The sequence below is a fragment of the Phenylobacterium sp. CCH9-H3 genome (assembly GCF_001557235.1).
In the GTDB taxonomy this organism is placed as follows: Bacteria; Pseudomonadota; Alphaproteobacteria; order Caulobacterales; family Caulobacteraceae; genus Phenylobacterium.
Genome location: NZ_LSJI01000168.1, coordinates 22,460 through 39,412 on the forward strand (window position 1 = coordinate 22,460; position 16,953 = coordinate 39,412).

The window sequence follows — 16,953 nt, forward strand, 5'->3', positions numbered from 1 at the left end:
GACGGCCTTCACCGTGTCGTTGGACAGCGAGGTGATGACCCGCGAACTCACGCCGACCACCGCGCGAAGAAGCTCATGCCGATGGCCCGGTCGCCGCGCTGTTCCTCCAGCGCCAGCTCGCCCCATTCGATGCGGCCGCCGCGCCCGTCCAGCTTCTCGGCCAGCAGCCCGGCCAGCGCCGCGCCGGAGATCCGCTCGGCATAGGCGTTCAGCACCAGGAACCTGGCCTTTTCCGAAAGAAGTTGGGCGCATAGCCCGGCAAGTTCAGGCAGATCCTCGAACAGGCGCCAGACCTGGCCGTCCGGCCCGCGGCCATACTTCGGCGGGTCCAGGATGATCCCTTCGTAGGTCGAGCCACGGCGCACCTCGCGGGCCACGTACTTCTTGGCGTCCTCGACGATCCACCGCACCGGGCGGTCGGTCAGGCCCGACAGCTCGGCGTTCTCCCGCGCCCAGGCCACGGCCTTCTTGGAAGCGTCCACATGGGTCACCGCCGCCCCGGCCGCCGCCATCACCAGGCTAGCCACGCCGGTGTAGCCGAACAGGTTCAGCACCCGCGGCGGGGCATCGCCGCCCTCGGCGACCGCGGTGCGCACCTTTTCGTCCAGCCAGGCCCAGTTCGCCGCCTGCTCGGGAAAGAAGGCCAGGTGCCGGAAGGCGGTGAACCGGCCGTGGAACTTCACCTCGCCCCAGGACAGCGGCCAGCGCTCCACCGGCTGGCCCTTGAAGCGCCAGCGCCCGGCGTCCTCCTCATCGGTGGGGTCGAACACCGCGTCCGCCGCCTCCCACACGCTCGCGGGCTGGCGGGGCGTCCACAGGCACTGCGGCTCGGGCCGGACCACCGTGTAGGGGCCGTAGCGCTCCAGTTTGCGGCCATGCCCCGAATCCAGCAGGGCGTAGTCGGCCCAGCCGGTAGTGCGCATCACCTCGGACGCCGCGGCGATTTGGGGCGGGCTCATGGCCGGCCCCTTACGCGCAGAGGGCGCCGCCCGTCCAGCCCACCGACAAAGACTTGTCACATCTGGCGATTTGGGGTCCGCTAGGCAGGGGGACGGTATGGGGAGCGTTATGAGTTCAGTCGCGACCGCGACGCGGAAGACGGCGCGCAAGGCCAAGGGCGACGGCCATCTCCGCCGCCAGGAGATCCTTGAGGCCGCCGAGCGCATCTTCGTGGCCGAGGGCTACGAGGGCGCCACGATCCGCAAGATCGCCGACGAGGTGGGGGTGTCCTCCACCGCGCTCTACATGCACTTCCAGGACAAGGCCTGCATCCTCCACGAGATCGTCGAGGGCACCCTGAGCCAGCTCCTGGAACGGAACACCGAGATCGCCGGTCGGCCGCTGGACGCGGTGGTGCGCACGCGGATGATGCTGGACGCCTACATGCGCTGGGGCCTGGAGCACCCCAACGCCTACCAGCTCGTCTATTGCGCCCCGTCGGCGGCCTCCACCGACCCGCGGCCCGAGCGGACCACCGAGCTCAGCGGCAAGTGCTACGAGGCCTTCAGCGGCGTTGTCCGCGAGGTGGCCGCCAGCGGCCGGCTGCGCATGGGCGCCGCCGATTCCGCGGCCCAGGCGCTCTGGATGGCCTGCCACGGGGTCGTGGCGCTGCTGATCGTGCGGCCGAACTTCGACTTCGCCGACGCCGAGGAGCTGATGCAGATCACCCTGGATGGGATGTTGCACGGACTGGTCATCGACTGACCCCTCGGCCCGCGCCTAAGCTTCCGCCAAACGGGGGAGGGGCGCGATGACGTTCTCAAAATGGGTGTTCACCATCGGGGGCCTTTGGGGCGTCCTGATCATCGGCTCGCTGTTCTTCCTCGAGCCCGTGATCGCCAGCCAGACCGGCCCGATCAGCCACCCCGACACCTACTACGGCTTCGCGGTGTCCACCTTCGCCATGCAGATCGGCTACCTGGTGATCGGCCGCAATCCGGCCGCTTACCGCCCCTTCATGCTGATCGGGGCGGGGGGCAAGTTGGCCTATGCGGGCTTCTGCTGGGCCCTCTACGCCCAGGGCCGCATCCCCGTGACCGTCCCGACCCTGGCCAGCCCCGACCTGCTGTTGGCGGCGCTGTTCATCGTGGCGTGGGTGAAAACGCGCGCGACCGCCGCTTAGGGGTTGCTCGCCACCGCCGAGGTCTGGGCCGCATAGCTGTAGCCGCCGCGCTTCAGGTCGTTGGAGAGCGTGATCGGCGCGGTCCCGCCGTTCAGCTTGGCCCGGTACACCTGCATGTTCTCCATCACCCGCATCACGTAGTTGCGCGTCTCGGAGAAGGGGATGCACTCGATGAAGTCCAGCGGGTCCTGTCCGCCCGCGCGCGGGTCGCCGCACATCGATATCCACTGTGGCGGACGACCGGGCCCGGCGTTGTAGCCCGCCGCGGCCAGGATGTAGGACCCCGAGAACTGGTTCACGAGCTGGCCGAGGAAGCTGGAGCCCAGGCGCATGTTGTAGTCCGGCTCGTACAGCATCGAGGCCGAATAGCTGACGCCCATGCGCCGGGCCACGGTGGCCGCCGTCGACGGCAGCAGCTGCATCATCCCTCGTGCGTCGGCGTGCGAGCGGACGGCGGGATCGAAGCCGCTCTCCTGGCGGGTGATCCCCAGCACCAGCGCCGGCTCGGGCGCGCCGGCCACCTGCGGCGGCGTCCGGAACGGATAGGCCCGGTCGGCCAGGATGAGGCCCCGCTGGGCCGCGCCGCGCGCCGCCTTCATCGAGGTGTCCTGGTCGCCATAGCCGCGGATCGCGTCGATCAGCAGCGCCGCCTCGACCCGGCTCGGCACGATGTCGTCGATGTGCAGGGCGAAGACCCGGAACAGGTCGCGCTGGTCCTGGTCGGCCAGGAGGCGCATGGCCTGGACCTCGTCGCGGGCCTCGAACCGGGCGCGCTCGGCCTCGGTCGCCACCGGATCGGCCGGCAGCACCAGCTTCAGGCCCAGCTTCTCGGCGGCGAGCTGGCCGTAGAAGGTGGTCCTATGTTCGGCGGCGCGGGAATAGTGGTTTTCGGCGCCGACGCGGTCGCCGGCGGCCTCCGCGGCGCGGCCCATCCAGTAGAGCGCCCGCCCGCGGGTGATCGGCGAGCTGCCGATCCGCTCGATGGCGGCGAAGTGGCGGGCGGCCGCGGCCGGGTCGTTCAGCCGGCTCAGCGCGATCCAGCCGGCGTAGAACTCGGCCTCGGTGGCGTCGGCCCCGCTGTTCAGGCCCGTGTTGGCGGCGGCGCGGTAGGCGGCGCGCCAGTCGCCGCTGCGGATGGCCCACAGGGTCAGGCGGTAGCGCTCGTCCCAGGCCCGCTCGGCGTGCTCCGCGGTGGCCGCTTCCGGGGCCGCGGCGGGCAGGGCCGCGATCGCCGCGCCTTCCAGGCCTCGGCGGCGCAGGAAGGCGGCCCGCTCGAACGCCACGCCCGGATGGGCCTGGTCGGCGGGTGAGAGCTGGTTGTAGCTGCTGTCCGCATTGCCGCGCAGCGAGATGCGGGCCAGGGCCGCCGGCTGGTGTTCGGCGGGCAGCATGGCGACCATGTCGCGTGCCGCCGGGCCCTGCGCCCCGTACAGCAGGATGTCGGCGCGGCGGACGTGGTCGTCGGGGGTTAGGATGTCGCCGAACCGGGTCAGCATGGTGCGCTGGACGTCGGCCTCGAAGCTCTTGTCGCGCCACCAGCCACGGATCAGGTTGGCGGCCTCGGCCTGCCGGCCCAGGCTGCGGTACGCCGACGCCAGGGCCATCGCCCCCGGGGCGCTCTGCGGCGCCTGGCCGGCGAACCAGTCGACGATCTGCTGCGGCGTCTTGCCCGCGGTCTCCAGCGCCTTCTCGGCCGCGATCTGCCGCCGCGCGCCGCGCGGGAAGCCGGCCAGGTCGCGCCGCGCGGCGTCCAGGTCGTAGAAGCCGAGCTGGTTCGAACTCACGTCGACCATGGCGAAGGTCACGACCTTGCGGGCCACGGGATCCGAAAGGCTGGCGATCGCGGACTTGGCGGCGGAAATGTCGCCGCGCTTGGCGGCCGCCAACCCCTGGGCGAACAGGGCCCGGTCGCTGGCGCTCAGCGGCCGCGCGACGGTCTGGCGCGGTGGGGCGTAGGGCTGCGGCGCGGCCGGCAACTCGGGCTTGCCCAGCAGATCGCCGATGGGGTCCGGGGTCTGGGCGTGCGCGACCGCCGTCGCGGCAAGCGCGGCGCAGCCGACGAGCAGGGCGTTACGAACTCGAATATCCAAAAGGTCTCCCCCCGACTTGGGGAATGCACGGAATCAACATTGCGGGCTAAGCCCGCGGCAACATATTGTCCGCCCAATTCTGAACGTCGCCTCACTAGGCGACATCTTCACGGTCTTTTGCACACCTACATATCCGACATGTCCGAACCTCTCTTCCGCGGCGTCCTGCCGGCGCTCGTGACGCCTTTCCGCAATGGCGCGGTCGACGAGGACGCCTTCGTGTCCCTGGTCGAGCGCCAGATCGCCGGCGGCGTCCACGGCCTCATCCCTGTCGGCACCACCGGCGAAGCCTCCACCCTCAGCCACGAAGAGCACCGTCGGGTGATGGATCTCTGCGTCGCCACGGCGAAGGGCCGCGTGCCGGTGATCCCGGGCGCCGGCTCCAATTCTACGGACGAAGCGATCGAATTGGTGCGCTACGCCAAGAAGATCGGTTGCGACGCCGCCCTGGTGGTCACGCCCTACTACAACCGGCCCAGCCAGGAGGGGCTCTACGCCCACTACAAGGCGATCAACGACGCGGTTCAGCTTCCCATCCTTGTCTATAACGTGCCGGGCCGCACCAGCGTGGACATCTCCAACGCCACCCTGGCGCGCCTGGCCAAGCTGCCGAACATCGTGGGGATCAAGGATGCGACCGGCGACCTGCCGCGCGCCAGCCTCCAGCGGCTGGAGTGCGGCGAGGACTGGGTCATGCTGTCGGGCAACGATGATTCGGCCCTCGGCTACATGGCGCACGGCGGCCACGGCTGCATCTCGGTCACCTGCAACGTCGCGCCGGAGCAGGTCTCGGCGTTCTACAACGACGCCCTGGCCGGCCGCTGGCAGGAGGCGCTCTATGCGCAGGATCGCCTGATCCGCCTGCACAAGGCGCTGTTCGCCGACGCCAGCCCGTCGCCCACCAAGTTCGCCCTGTCTCACCTGGGCCTCTGCGACGAGGCGGGCCGCCTGCCGGTGGTGCCTTGTTCCGAGGCCGCCCGCGCGGAGGTCCTGGCCGGCATGCGCGAGGCCGGGATCATCTGAGATGGCGGGCAAGCTGATCGCCGAGAACCGGCGCGCGCGCTTCGACTACTTCCTCGAGCAGACGTTCGAGGCGGGCATCGCGCTGACCGGGTCCGAGGTGAAGTCCCTGCGTAACGGCAAGGCCAACATCGCCGAGAGCTATGCGGCGGTGGAAGGCGACGAGATCGTGCTCGTGAACGCCGACATCCCGACCTACGCCCAGGCCGGCCCGCACTTCAACCACGAGCCGCGCCGCCACCGGAAACTGCTGCTCAAGCGCCGCGAGATCGAGAAGCTGATCGGCGCCGTCCAGCGGGAAGGGCGCACGCTCATCCCCACCAAGCTCTACTGGTCGGACAAGGGCCTGGCGAAGCTGGAGCTGTCCCTGGCCAAGGGCAAGAACACCCGCGACAAGCGCGAAGCGACCGCTGAGCGCGACTGGCAGCGCGACAAGGCCCGCCTGATGCGGGAAAAAGGCTGACCTTGGACCCTGCCGACATCGAGAGCCTGGAGCGCGCGACCGTCGAGGCCGTGGCCCCGCCGCAGGTGCTGGAGATCGGCGGCTGGCTGGTCCCGCTCGACGACGGCACGATCGGCCGGGCCAAGAGCGCCGTCCCGCTTCGCCACGATCTCGACGCCGCGGCCCTGGACGACATCGAGGCCGCCTACCGCGCCCGGGGCCTCAAGCCCGCCTTCCGCGTCGCCGACGTTCCGGGTCTGGCGGCCGTCGCCACCGAGCTCTCGCGCCGCGGCTATGTGGGGGAGCAGCCCACCCTGGTGATGACGGCCCTCGCCGAGCGCGTGGCCCAGGTGGCCGTGCCCTTCGCCGACCTGCTGGACCACCCTGACGAAGCCTGGGGCTCGGTCTTCCTGGGCGAAGGCTTCGATCCGGTGGACGGCGCGCACCGCGTGCGCCGCCTCACCGAGGCCCCCGACGCCCTCTACGGCGCCATCCGCGAGGGCGGGCGCACCGTGGCGGTGGGCGTCGTCAGCTTCGGCCATGGCTGGGCGGGCGTCCACGGCATGCGCACGGCGGTCGATCGCCGCGGATCGGGCTTCGCCAGCCGCCTCCTCGCCCTGTTCGGCGCCGCCGCCGAGGCGCGACAGGTCAACCGCATCTTCCTGCAGGTCGAAGGCGGCAACCCCGCCCAGAACCTCTACAAGCGCGCCGGCTTCGAGGAAGCCTGGCGCTACCAGTACTGGCGCTAAGTCCCTCCCTTAATGGGGAGGGACAGACGACGAAGTCGTCAGGGTGGGGCTCAGAGGATCAGGCTCAACGGCTGATCGCGAGCTCCCCACCCGTCTGCTCGTTTCACTCGCATCCACCCTCCCCATGAAGGGGAGGGACGATCAGGCCGCTACTCCGCCGCCATGGGCAGGATCACCGCCTCGCGGCCGCCGCGGACCAGGCCGCCGGGCAGGGCGCCCGTGTGCCGGCCGTCTTCGAAGGTCACCTGGCCCGACTTCACCGTGTAGCGATACCCGTCCGCCTTCTGCACCAGACGCCGCCCGCCCGCCGGCAGGTCGTGGATGGCCTCGGGCCGGTGAAGCTGCAGCGCCGCGAAGTCGATGACGTTGAGGTCCGCCAGCAGGCCGGGCTTCAGCTGCCCCCGGTCGTTCAGGCCATAGGCCTTCGCCGTGTCGCTGGTCAGCTTGCGCACCAGGAACTCCAGCGGAAAGCGGTCGCCCTTCACCCGGTCGCGGGCCCAGTAGCTGAGGATGAAGGTGGGCATCCCCGCGTCGGCGATCACCCCGCAGTGCGCCCCGCCGTCCGACAGGCCGAACAGCACATTCGGGTGCTGCATGTTCTTGCGGAAGAAGTCGAAGTTGTAGGTCTGGTAGCCGCCCAGCGGCTGGTAGAACAACTCGCGCCCCTCATCCCGCAGCAGGAGGTCGTACATCATCGCCAGCGGCGGCACGCCCGCCGCCTCGGCCAGGCCCGCCACGCTGCCTTCGCGGTCCGGTTCGTAGTTCGGCCGCTCGCCCAGCGGGAAGATCCGCCACAGGAGGCTGCCGCCGAACGCCACGGCCAGGTCTCCGGCCTCGCCCTCGCCGATGGCCGCGCGGATCAGGCCGCTGTCCTCGCTCAGCAGCGCCGCGCGGATCTCCGGCGTCTTCATCAGCGCCAGCCGCTCCTCCAGGGAGGCGTCCGCCAGCTTCGCCTTCCAGGTGGGGCTGGCCATGAAGACGTGGAAGCTGGAGGTCAGGCCGTGCAGGATGCCGGTCGGCCGCCCGGCGATCTGCGGGCGGATGTCCATCCCGTGCCGGCGGCTCTCCTCGGCGATGTTGTACATCTTGTCGCCCTCGTAGGCGCCGGCCGAGGTCGCCACCAGGGTGACGGGCAGTCGGGTCTCCTCCGCGAAGCCCTTGACCCACATCCACTCGTCGTCGTCGCCCAGGTGGTCCGAGACCATCTCGAACACGCCGTGACGCAGACCCTTCATGGACAGGCCCAGGGCCAGCATCTCGTCCGAGCCGGCGAAGGTGCCGGGCATATGGACGCCCTTCAGGTCCTTGTGCAGCAGGGTGCGCGAGGTGGAGAAGCCCAGGGCGCCGGCCTCCACGCCCTCGCGGACGATCTCGGCCATCTGGGCGATCTCTTCGGCGTTGGGCTGGTAGTCGGTGTTGCAGCGGTCGCCCAGCACATAGGCCCGCACCGAGGCGTGCGGCACGTGGGTCCCCACATCGATCGCCCGCGGCTTGGCCTCCAGGGCGTCGAGGTACTCGGGGAAGCTCTCCCACTTCCAGTCGATCCCCTCCGCCAGGGCCGAGCCGGGAATGTCCTCCACGCCCTCCATCAGTTCGATCAGGAAGTCGTGCGCGTCGGGTCGCACGGGGGCGAAGCCGACCCCGCAGTTGCCCATGATCGCCGTGGTCACCCCGTGCCAGGACGAGGGCGCCATCACCGGGTCCCAGGTCGCCTGGCCGTCGTAGTGAGTGTGGATGTCCACCCAGCCGGGCGTGACGATCAGGCCGCTGGCGTCGATCTCGCGCCGAGCCGGCCCTTCGACCTGGCCGACGGCCACGATCCGGTCGCCGTCCACCGCCACGTCGCCCACGAAGGGCTCAGCCCCCGTCCCGTCGACGATGGTCCCGCCGCGGATGATCAGGTCGTGCATCGGATCCTCCCAGATCACATGTTCTGCGGGAGGGTGGACCCGGCGCCGTGGCGGAAGTGAAGGGGTTTTGACGCCGCCGCGCCCGGGCAGGCGCGCAGCGCCAATTCACCGCTAAGACGCCAAGGATGCCAAGACTCCCGGACGGCTGTAGCCCCTTGGCGTGCTTGGCGTCTTGGCGGTCATCTGCCCAGCGTCTTCGGCGCCGCCTACTTCGCCAGGTCCTTCAGGATCGAGTCGTAGTGCGCCAGGTCTCCCTCGATGGCCGAGATCGGCGCGCGTTCATTCAGCCCGTGGCTGAACTCGTCCGAGTCCTTCATGAACAGGCCCGAGACGCCGTAGCTCGGAACCCCGGCGGCGCGGAAGTACATGCTGTCGGTAGCGCCCGACGCCTGGCTCGGCACGATGGGCAGGCCGGGGAAGCGGGCGTGGACGGCCTTGGTCACCGCCTTGAGCACGTCGGCCCTCAGCGGCGAGGCCGGGCTGTCGATGGACCCGTCCTCCAGGCGCTCGACCTTCACGTCGCCGCCCACGATCTGGCCGATGGTCTCCTTGACGCTCGCCGACGAGGTGCCGGGGAAGATGCGGCAGTTCACGGTCGCCACCGCCTTTTGCGGCAGGGCGTTGGGCGCATGGCCGCCCTCCAGCATGGTCGCCACGCAGGTGGTGTGCAGGGCCGGGCTCCAGGCCGGGTCGGCGCGGATGGTCTTGATCGCCGCCGCGTTCGTCGGGTCGGCGGCGAACGCCTTCAGCGCCTCGCCCACCGCCCCCGGCGTGTTCGCGCCGGCGGCCGCCAGGGACGCGCGGGTGATCTCGTTGTGCTGCGTCGGCCATTCATAGGCCTCCAGCTTGTCCAGCGCCCTGGCCAGCCGGTAGATCGCGTTGGTGGGCGTGGGCCGGCTGGAATGGCCGCCCGGGTCGGTCACGGTCAGGTGGAAGTCGGCATAGGTCTTCTCGGCCCCCTGGATGCCGAAGCTGATCGGCTTGCCGTCCTCGGTCAGCGCGCCGCCGCCCCCGTCCACGTTGAGGACCAGTTCCGCGCCCTTCAGCCGCTCGGCCAGGACGGCGGTGGTCTTCATGGTAGTTTCCTCGTCGCCCGACAGCGCCAGCACCACGTCGCGGCCCGGCTTCCAGCCGCTCTTGCGCAGGTGGGCCAGGGTGGCGACGATCATCGAGACGTCGAACTTGTTGTCCACCGCGCCGCGGCCGAAGACGTAGCCGTTCTCCTCCACCGCGGTGAACGGATCCCTTGTCCAATCTTCAGGCTTCGCTTCCACGACGTCCATGTGGCCGGAGATGACGATGGGCTTTTTCTTGGGGTCCTTGCCCGGATAGCGGGCGATCAGGAACGCCGTCCCGGCCATCGGTTCGATGGTGATCTCCGAAGGCGCATAGCCGCCCGCGACCAGCTTGCCTTTCAGGTACTCGGCATAGGGCAGGAACTGGTCGCCGCCCATCACCGTGCGATAGCCGATGCTCGTCTTCAGGATGCTCAGTGCCTCGGCTTGCAGGGCCGGATCCACCTTGGGCGGTGTGGCGAAGGCGGGCGCGGCGAGGGCGGTGGCCAGCAGGGCGGCGGTGAAGGTCTTGAGCACGCGGGAATCCACAGAAGCTGAGGCGGACGGCGACGCTACAGCCGCCGTCCGCCATTCGCCATAGGTCCCGTGGATGCGGCCTTCCGCGCCTCAGGCCTGCGGTCGGGCTTCCGTGCCCGCCGATCGGGCTCGGTCGCCGCCGTGCCGGCCCTCGGCGAACTCCTCGATCATCTTGGCGCAGAAGGCCGGCAGGTCGTCCGGGTTGCGCGACGTGACCAGGCCCTGGTGGACCACCACCTCCTGGTCCACCCACTCGGCGCCGGCGTTGCGCAGGTCGGTCTTCAGCGACGGCCAGGACGTGACCCGCCGCCCATCGACCCCTCCGGCGTCGATCAGCGTCCACGGGCCGTGACAGATGGCGGCGATGGGCTTTTCAGCCCGCACGAAAGCGCGGATGAAGTCGATCGCCTCGCTCTCGAGCCTCAGCTGGTCCGGGTTGATCACGCCGCCCGGCAGGACGAGACCGTCGTAGGTTTCCGGCTGGGTGTCGGAGAGGGCGCGGTCCACCCGCGTCTTGTCGCCCTTGTCGTGGTGCTTGAAGCCCTGGATCTCGCCGCCCTTCGGCGCGACGACGTGGACCTCGGCGCCGGCTTCGCGCAGCGCCGCCACCGGCTTTTCCAGTTCCACCTGCTCGAAGCCGTCCGTGGCCAGCACGGCGATCGTTTTTCCGGTGAGCTTGCCTTGGGCCATCTCAGCCTCCTTTGAATGAATTCGGGGGAGGGGAACCGGCTGGGGCGCGCCCTGTTCCAAGAGCTCAGCTTACGATGTCGATTCAGCCGTCGATCAGCGCCCACGCCCGCCGGAAGACCGCCTCGAACATCTCGCCCGTCAGCCGGCCGGTGTTCGTGTTGAGGCGCGAGCAGTGATAGCTGTTCAGGACCACGTAGGGCCCGGCCGGGAACTCCGTCCCGTGGCCCGCGATCCCCGCCGACGCCTTCAGCCCCAGCGCCCGCAGCACATTGCGCCGCGAGACGTCGCCCAGGGTCACGATCACCTTCAGCCGGGGCAGGGCGGCAAGCCGGCTCGCGAGAAACGGCCGGCAGGTGGCCTCCTCCAGCGTCTCGGGCTTGTTGCCGGGCGGCGCGCAGCGGACGGCGTTGGTGATCATGCAGTCGACCAGCTCCAGCCCGTCGTCGGGCCGCGCCTCATAGGTCCCGCGGGCGAAGCCGGTCTTCAGCAGGGTCTCGTACAGCATCCAGCCGGCGCCATCGCCGGTGAACGGGCGGCCCGTGCGGTTCGCGCCCATCCGCCCCGGCGCGAGGCCGACGACGCACAGCCGGGCCTGCTCGTCCCCGAACGAGGCCACCGCCCCGTTGAATCCGCCCGGCACGGAGATCTTGTTGGCTTCCCGATAGGCCACCAGTCGCGGGCACAGCGGGCACTCGCGCGGCGCCTCCGCCGGCGCGGAGTCAGATGTCGGCATCGCGTTCCACGTGCTGGGCGCGGTTCTCGGACAGGAACTTTGGCAGGCGCGCGGGCCGCCCGATCAGGTCCGCCAGGTCCTGCAGGTCGACGAAGTTGTCCGCCTGCCGGCGCAGGTCGTCGCTGACCATCGGCGGCTGGCTCTTGACGGTGGAGACCACCGTGACCCGGCTACCCTTGCGCTGCACCGCCTCCACCAGCTTGCGGAAATCGCCATCCCCGGAGAACAGCACCAGATGGTCGGCGTGCTCGGCCATCTCCATCATGTCGACGGCGATCTCGACGTCCATGTCCCCGCGGAACCGCTTGCGGCCGCTGGCGTCGGTGTACTCGCGCGCCGACTTCGTCACGAGCTGGTAGCCGTTGTAGTCCAGCCAATCGACCAGCGGCCGGATCGGCGAGTACTCCTCGTTCTCCACCAGGGCGGTGTAGTAGTAGGCGCGCACCAGCACGCTGCGCTTCTTGAACTCCTCCAGCAGCTTCCGGTAGTCGATGTCGAAGCCGAGGTTCTTCGCGGCCGAGTAGAGGTTGGCGCCGTCGATGAACAGGGCCAGCCGGTCCGTGGGGTAGAACGTCATCAGCTCAAATGTCCCAGATAGCCTTGGTGACCTGAATGGGGTGGCCGTCGTCGCCCTGGGCAGCAATCTGGCGGGCCGCTACGGCTCGTCCGAGGCTCTGCTGGAGGCGGCTCTGGCCAGGTTCCCGGCGGTCGGCTTGAAAATCCTGAAGCGGTCGTCCTGGTGGCGCTCGGCCGCCTGGCCCGACCCGAATGCGCCTGAGTACCGCAACGGCGTCGCCCTTGTCGAGGCGAGCGGCCCGCCGCAGGCCATGCTGGCCGCGCTGCTCGCGATCGAGGCGGAGCTGGGCCGCGAGCGGGGCGCCCGTAACGCGCCGCGCACCCTCGATCTCGACCTCATCGCCCATGGCCGGACGGTGATGGCCACGCCCGCCCTGACCCTGCCGCATCCTCGCGCCCATGAGCGGCGGTTCGTCATGGGCCCGCTGGCGCAGATCGCCCCGGACTGGGTCCACCCCACCCTGGGCGCGACGGCGGCCGAACTTTCTGCGCGCGCGAATGTCGGGACCGACGCGGCTCCCACGTCATGACTGAGGAGGCGTCCGCCTCCGCCCCCTCCAGCCCACGAGGTTCCGATGCGTTTCATGATCATCCGCAAGTCGGATGCGGACACCGAAGCCGGCGTCATGCCCACCGAGGCGCAGGCGCGGTCCATGGTCGACTACCACGCCGAGATGGCCAAGCACCTGAAGGTCCTGGGCGGCGACGGCCTGCACCCCAGTTCCAAGGGCGCCCGGGTGAAGTTCACCGACGGCAAGCCTATAGTCATCGACGGCCCCTTCGCCGAGACCAAGGAGCTGATCGCCGGCTACACGATGGTCGAGGCGGGCAGCCTGGAAGAGGTGCTGGAATGGGCCAAGCGCTGGCCCATGGATTGCGGCGAAGCCAACGTCGAACTGGAGATCCGCCGCGTGTTCGAGCTGGAGGAGCTGGGCGACGCCTTCGCGCGACCCACGCTCCGGGAGCATGCGAACGCCGTCTTCGGCAAGAGCTGACGGGCCTCATCGACGCGTGCGACCTATGCGGCGTTGCACAATGGGGGCCGACCCTCTATTTTGCGCGGTTCTATCTTCCCTCCCTGAGAGACTCCATGGCTCGCGTCACCGTCGAAGACTGCATCGAGAAGGTCCCGAACCGCTTCTCGCTCGTGCTCCTGTCCGCCCATCGCGCCCGCGCCATCTCGGCCGGCTCGCAGATCATGGTGGATCGGGACAACGACAAGAACCCGGTCGTGGCCCTGCGCGAGATCGCCGACGACGTCGTCGACGCCGAGGAGCTCAAGGAAACCCTGATCGGCACGCTGCAGCGCGTCGACGAGCGTTCGGAAGCCGAGGAAGAGGCTGAGACCCTCGCCCTGCTGGCCGATCCGACCCACATGCAGATGAGCGAGCTGGAACTGGTCCGCGCCCTGCAGAGCGACCGCGACGGCGGCCAGGAGGAGCGGTACTGAGCCCAGAAGGCGCAGAACCCCTCACTAGAGAGGCGGCGACCGCAACCGCCGTCCCGCCTCCCGACACCTCCATGCCCGAAGCGCCGGCGATGGACGCTCCCATGCAGGCGCCGCTGGTCACCGGGACCACCCGGCCCAAGATGCTTCGCCAGTTCGAGCTGATCGAGAAGGTCCGCTCGTACGACCCCTCGGCCGACGAGGCGCTCCTGAACCGCGCCTACGTCTACGCCATGCGCCAGCACGGTTCGCAGAAGCGGGCGTCCGGCGACCCCTACTTCGCCCATCCCATCGAGGTGGCGGGCATCCTCACCGACTACCGCCTCGACACCGAGACCATCGTCACGGCGCTGCTGCACGACGTCATCGAGGACACCGACGCCACCCGCGAGAAGGTCGAGCAGCTCTTCGGCGCCGAGATCGCCGAGCTTGTCGAGGGCGTCACCAAGCTCTCCAAGCTGGAGCTCTCGCAGGAACACCTTCGCCAGGCGGAGAACCTGCGCAAGTTCATCCTGGCCATCTCCAAGGACGTCCGCGTCCTCCTGGTGAAGCTGGCCGACCGGCTGCACAACATGCGGACCCTGCATTTCATCAAGCAGGCCGCCAAGCGCGAGCGGATCGCCCGCGAGACCCTCGACATCTACGGCCCCCTGGCCCGCTCCATCGGCGTGCACCGCATCTGCGAGGAGCTGGAGGAACTGGCCTTCGCCCACCTGAACCCGGTGGGCCGCAACGCCATCCTGCGCCGCCTGGCCGTTCTGCGCGAACAGCAGGGGGGGGCGGTCTCGGCCGTGAGCCAGGAGATCAGCAACCGGCTGGAGGTCGCCGGCATCCCCGCCCGGGTCTTCGGCCGCGAGAAGCACGCCTATTCGATCTGGCGGAAGCTCCAGCGCAAGTCGATCGGCTTCTCGCAGCTCTCCGACATCTACGCCTTCCGGGTGATCGTCGACACCGAGGAGGACTGCTACCGCGCCCTCGGCGTCATCCACCGCGCCTGGCCCAGCGTGCCCGAGCGGTTCAAGGACTTCATCTCCACCCCCAAGCGCAACAACTACCGGTCCATCCACACCACGGTGGTGGGCTACAAGGGCATGCGCATCGAGATGCAGATCCGCACCGAGGCCATGGACCGGGTGGCCGAGGAGGGGGTCGCCGCCCACTGGCGCTACAAGAACGAGTCCTACGGCTTCGACGCCGAAGCGCAGAAGGCCGCCGGCGGCCGCGACCCGCTGGTCAACCTGCGCCACCTCGTCCAGGTGCTGGAACACGGCGGCGACGCCGAGGAGCTGGTCGAGCACGCAAAGCTCGAGATGTACCTCGACCAGGTGTTCGTCTTCACGCCCAAGGGCCAGCTGGTCAGCCTGCCGCGCGGAGCCATGCCGCTGGACTTCGCCTACGCCCTGCACACCGACATCGGCGACACCACCGTGGGCGCCAAGGTCAACGGCGAGCTGAAGCCCCTGCGCACCACGCTCTCCAACGGCGACGTGGTCGAGGTGATCCGCGGCGGCAAGCCGGTGGTCCCGCCGGACTGGCGCTCGCTCACCGTCACCGGCCGCGCCCGCTCGGCCATCCGCCGCCACATCCGTCAGACCGAGCGCGAAGAGTTCGTCCGCCTGGGCCGCGCCACCGTTGACCAGGCCTTCGAGTCCGCCGGCAAGAGCCGCAAGGATGTCTCCCTGCGCCCGGCGCTGGACCGCTTCGCCGTCGCCAGCGAGGACGACCTGTTCGACGCCGTCGGCCGCGGCCGCGCCACGCCCTCCCAGGTTCTGGAGGCGGTGTTCCCCGGCCTCAAGGCGGCCGAGCGTGAGGCCGCCACCGCGCGGCGCCACATCCAGGAGGGCAAGACCGCTCGGCTCTACGTCCGCGGCGGCGGCCTGACCCCCGGCGTCACCTTGCATTTCGGCCCGTGCTGCTCGCCGGTGCCCGGCGATAGGATCGTCGGCATCCTGGAGCCCGACGGCCGCGGCCTCACCGTCCACACCATCGATTGCGAGAAGCTGGCCGAATACGAGGAGCGCGAGGAGCTCTGGCGCGACCTGCAGTGGACGCCCGAGGCCGAGCGCAACGCCATCGCCCGCGCCCGCCTGACCGCCACCATCCGGAACGCCCCCGGCGTCCTGGGCCAGGTCTGCACCATCATCGGCGAGGCCGGCGGCAATATCGTGAACCTGCGGATGCACCACCGGCAGTCGGATTTCTTCGACGTGGACATCGACGTCGACGTCAACGACGCCCGCCACCTCACCCACATCTCCGCCGCCCTCCGCGCCAACCCCAGCGTCGAAGAGGTCGAGCGCACGAAGGGCGAGGGGTAGCACACGCTGTCATCCCGGTTTTGGCCGCAGGCCAAAGACCGGGGCCGCGATCTGCTGCGGCGACGGTTTCACGCCGCGGCGCCGCGGCGCCTACAACCCATGTCCACAAATCGGGGTCCCGTCTTCGCGCGCCGCGAAACCGGGATGACAACCCGAAGCCCGCGCCTCAGTCGTCGATCAGGACGACGCCGGTGACTTCCTCGCGGTAGCGGCGCTCCTGGTCCCAGTGGCGCAGGATGTCCGTCAGCACATAGGGCGGGACCCAGTCGTAGTCCTCGTGATGCGCGCCCGCCAGGTAGAGCGGGGTGATGGTCTTGTAGTTCTGCTCGATGATCGCCTCGCAATAGGAGCGGATCGTCGAGCGGTCGGTGGAGACCTCGCTGGCCCGGCGGTCCTCCGGGTCGATGCGCGAGCGGCCCACCGGGATCCAGAGGGTGGGGTAGGGCTGGTTGTCGATGACCCCCTTCAGCTTGTCCTTGCCCGACAGATGCAGGCGCAGTGGCCCCACCTTGCGCGTGTAGGCGCCGGTCAGCAGGAAGGCCAGGTCCACCGAGACGATCATCCGGTCGGGGCTGGCCCAGGAGGTCAGGCGGAAGCCGGTGTCGATCGACGGTCCCACGAACTCGCGCGTGATCGTCGGGTTGGCCGGGTTGGCGTACCACTCCTCGCGGATCTCGGCCTGGGCCAGGATCGGGTCCTTGATGTCCGCCTGCGAGGCGCCGCGGCGGAAGAAGATCTCGGCGTTGGGCGAGGGGAACAGGCCGATCCAGGCCGTGGACTTCACGTCCAGGTGCTTGGCCGCCTCGTCGCGGCTGCCCCGATACTCGTTCAGGGTCGCCAGCCACACATGCATCAGGGCGTGCGCGTGGCTCAGGCTGTGCAGTTCGCAGACGTAGAGCAGCTCGTCGCCGTTGCTCTTCCAGAATTCCGGCGCCGGCAGGCCGTCGTCGAGGCCGCCCGCGAATTCGCGATACTGCGTCTGAAGAATATAGTCGAAGTTACGGTAGAAGCTGACGATTTCCGGCCGCCACATCTGCCGGCTCTGCTTGTAGGGCGTGGATCCGACCAGGTCGACGCTGAGGAACAGGCGCAGCCGCGGCTTCAAGCCCTCGGGGAACTCGGCGGGGAACGCCCGGCGCTCGTGCGCATCCGCCACGGCCGCCCGCGCGCCCGCGCCGTCGCCCGCGGGCGACGCAGCCGTGCTGAAAGCGGCGATGAACCGCTCTGTGGCCGTGGTTCTTGCGTCCATCGGTCGTCTAATGCG

Annotated in this window: 17 protein-coding genes; 9 read left to right on the forward strand and 8 right to left on the reverse strand. The window is 69.7% G+C overall.

The genetic code is table 11. From position 1 onward, the window contains the following. Positions 1 to 47: 47 nt before the first annotated feature. Complete coding sequence (locus AX721_RS14810) at positions 48 to 959, reverse strand: class I SAM-dependent methyltransferase (RefSeq protein ID WP_068876758.1); 912 nt, start codon at positions 957 to 959, stop codon at positions 48 to 50. A gap of 109 nt (positions 960 to 1,068) precedes the next feature. On the opposite strand from AX721_RS14810, the gene AX721_RS14815 reads away from it, so the two are divergent. Both AX721_RS14815 and AX721_RS14820 read left to right on the forward strand, forming a co-directional pair. Then, complete coding sequence (locus AX721_RS14815) at positions 1,069 to 1,704, forward strand: TetR/AcrR family transcriptional regulator (protein WP_068876759.1); 636 nt, start codon at positions 1,069 to 1,071, stop codon at positions 1,702 to 1,704. Between the two features lie 46 nt (positions 1,705 to 1,750). Then, positions 1,751 to 2,122, forward strand: a complete 372-nt coding sequence (locus AX721_RS14820; RefSeq protein WP_068876760.1) for a hypothetical protein — start codon at positions 1,751 to 1,753, stop codon at positions 2,120 to 2,122. On the opposite strand, the gene AX721_RS14825 is transcribed toward AX721_RS14820, so the two are convergent. Next, the gene (locus AX721_RS14825) at positions 2,119 to 4,212 is read right to left on the reverse strand and encodes a lytic transglycosylase domain-containing protein (RefSeq protein ID WP_068876761.1); all 2,094 of its coding nucleotides are present in this window, start codon (positions 4,210 to 4,212) and stop codon (positions 2,119 to 2,121) included. The two genes, AX721_RS14820 and AX721_RS14825, sit on opposite strands and share 4 nt — an antisense overlap. A gap of 138 nt (positions 4,213 to 4,350) precedes the next feature. Between AX721_RS14825 and dapA the strand changes: the two genes are divergently transcribed. From dapA to AX721_RS14840, 3 genes are read left to right on the forward strand one after another with little or no spacing between them, the layout of a single operon-like run. Further along, positions 4,351 to 5,235, forward strand: coding sequence for a 4-hydroxy-tetrahydrodipicolinate synthase (gene dapA, locus AX721_RS14830; RefSeq protein ID WP_068876788.1), 885 nt, complete (start codon positions 4,351 to 4,353; stop codon positions 5,233 to 5,235). Between the two features lies 1 nt (position 5,236). Beyond that, positions 5,237 to 5,695 carry an SsrA-binding protein SmpB gene (gene smpB, locus AX721_RS14835; protein WP_068876762.1) on the forward strand — a complete coding sequence of 153 codons (459 nt, stop codon included), beginning with the start codon at positions 5,237 to 5,239 and terminating at the stop codon, positions 5,693 to 5,695. 2 nt (positions 5,696 to 5,697) lie between these two features. After that, entirely contained in the window at positions 5,698 to 6,423 is a 726-nt protein-coding gene (locus AX721_RS14840) for a GNAT family N-acetyltransferase (protein ID WP_068876763.1), read from the forward strand. A gap of 149 nt (positions 6,424 to 6,572) precedes the next feature. Here the strand turns inward: AX721_RS14840 and AX721_RS14845 are convergent, their stop codons facing one another. From AX721_RS14845 to AX721_RS14865, 5 genes are all read right to left on the reverse strand, one after another. After that, on the reverse strand, positions 6,573 to 8,333 hold the full coding sequence (locus AX721_RS14845) for an amidohydrolase family protein (RefSeq protein WP_068876764.1): 1,761 nt from the start codon (positions 8,331 to 8,333) through the stop codon (positions 6,573 to 6,575). Positions 8,334 to 8,539: 206 nt separating this feature from the next. Next, the gene (locus AX721_RS14850; protein ID WP_068876765.1) at positions 8,540 to 9,925 is read right to left on the reverse strand and encodes a M20/M25/M40 family metallo-hydrolase; all 1,386 of its coding nucleotides are present in this window, start codon (positions 9,923 to 9,925) and stop codon (positions 8,540 to 8,542) included. Positions 9,926 to 10,015: 90 nt separating this feature from the next. Then, on the reverse strand, positions 10,016 to 10,615 hold the full coding sequence (locus AX721_RS14855; protein ID WP_068876766.1) for a type 1 glutamine amidotransferase domain-containing protein: 600 nt from the start codon (positions 10,613 to 10,615) through the stop codon (positions 10,016 to 10,018). 82 nt (positions 10,616 to 10,697) lie between these two features. After that, a complete protein-coding gene (locus AX721_RS14860; RefSeq protein ID WP_068876767.1) occupies positions 10,698 to 11,348 on the reverse strand; it encodes a uracil-DNA glycosylase in 651 nt (216 codons plus the stop codon). Beyond that, positions 11,335 to 11,925: an NYN domain-containing protein gene (locus tag AX721_RS14865; protein ID WP_068876768.1), complete on the reverse strand. Its 591-nt coding sequence runs from the start codon at positions 11,923 to 11,925 to the stop codon at positions 11,335 to 11,337. The genes AX721_RS14860 and AX721_RS14865 overlap by 14 nt, the downstream gene beginning before the upstream one ends. Positions 11,926 to 11,965: 40 nt before the next feature. Here AX721_RS14865 and folK point away from each other — a divergent pair, with 40 nt between their 5' ends. The 4 genes from folK to AX721_RS14885 all read left to right on the forward strand — a co-directional run bounded on the left by folK (position 11,966) and on the right by AX721_RS14885 (position 15,689). Continuing rightward, on the forward strand, positions 11,966 to 12,454 hold the full coding sequence (gene folK, locus AX721_RS14870; RefSeq protein ID WP_231733160.1) for a 2-amino-4-hydroxy-6-hydroxymethyldihydropteridine diphosphokinase: 489 nt from the start codon (positions 11,966 to 11,968) through the stop codon (positions 12,452 to 12,454). A 45-nt stretch (positions 12,455 to 12,499) separates the two neighbouring features. Continuing rightward, positions 12,500 to 12,919, forward strand: a complete 420-nt coding sequence (locus AX721_RS14875) for a YciI family protein (RefSeq protein WP_068876770.1) — start codon at positions 12,500 to 12,502, stop codon at positions 12,917 to 12,919. Between the two features lie 95 nt (positions 12,920 to 13,014). Continuing rightward, a complete protein-coding gene (rpoZ, locus tag AX721_RS14880; protein ID WP_068876771.1) occupies positions 13,015 to 13,374 on the forward strand; it encodes a DNA-directed RNA polymerase subunit omega in 360 nt (119 codons plus the stop codon). An 89-nt stretch (positions 13,375 to 13,463) separates the two neighbouring features. Then, a complete protein-coding gene (locus AX721_RS14885; RefSeq protein WP_068876772.1) occupies positions 13,464 to 15,689 on the forward strand; it encodes a bifunctional (p)ppGpp synthetase/guanosine-3',5'-bis(diphosphate) 3'-pyrophosphohydrolase in 2,226 nt (741 codons plus the stop codon). 166 nt (positions 15,690 to 15,855) lie between these two features. On the opposite strand, the gene AX721_RS14890 is transcribed toward AX721_RS14885, so the two are convergent. Next, the gene (locus tag AX721_RS14890; protein WP_068876773.1) at positions 15,856 to 16,938 is read right to left on the reverse strand and encodes a hypothetical protein; all 1,083 of its coding nucleotides are present in this window, start codon (positions 16,936 to 16,938) and stop codon (positions 15,856 to 15,858) included. Between the last annotated feature and the right edge of the window lie 15 nt (positions 16,939 to 16,953).